Annotated in this window: 1 protein-coding gene; it reads left to right on the top strand. The window is 72.9% G+C overall.

The window, feature by feature from the left end; translation table 11 throughout:
• Positions 1-557, top strand: a 557-nt coding sequence (locus tag AB4Y80_RS16905; protein WP_442215496.1) for a DUF222 domain-containing protein, incomplete at both ends; no start/stop codon positions are given.

The raw sequence follows: 557 nt of genomic DNA, 5'->3' as shown, positions 1-557 counted from the left end.
CCGCCCTGGCCGTCTTCGCCACCCGCCGCCCGCCCCTGGCCGGGGAAGACCCCGCCACCGACCCCGCCTACCGCTCCCGCTACGCGGACGCGGAAATCATGGCCCTGTACGCGATCGGCCGCGGCCGCGCCCACACCCTCCTGGACCAGGCCACCACCCTGGCCACGCAACTGCCCGCCACCGCCGCCCTACACAACCAGGGCCTACTCGATGAACTCCGCCTCCACGCCATCCACCGCGGCCTGGAAAACGTCCCCCCGACGCTCCTGCCCACCCTCGAACCCCTCTTCCTGCCCCACGCCGCCCGCATGAACCTCGCCGCCCTGACCCGCAAGATCCGTCGCCTGGCCCAGGACCACAACCCCGAATCCCTCACCACCCGCCACGGACGCGCCCGCCAGAACCGCACCGTCTGGTTCACCCCCCTGCCCGACGGCATGGCCCAACTCGGCGCCACCCTGGACGCCGTGATCGCCAAATCCCTCTACGACTCCCTGGACCTCTGGGCCCGCACCGCCCAACACCAGGGCACCCCCAGCACCGCCACCACCCCCACC

Source organism: Specibacter sp. RAF43 (assembly GCF_052114065.1).
In the GTDB taxonomy this organism is placed as follows: domain Bacteria; phylum Actinomycetota; class Actinomycetes; order Actinomycetales; family Micrococcaceae; genus Specibacter.
Note: the sequence above shows the minus strand (reverse complement) of the source record. Positions and strands in the feature narration are given on the sequence as shown.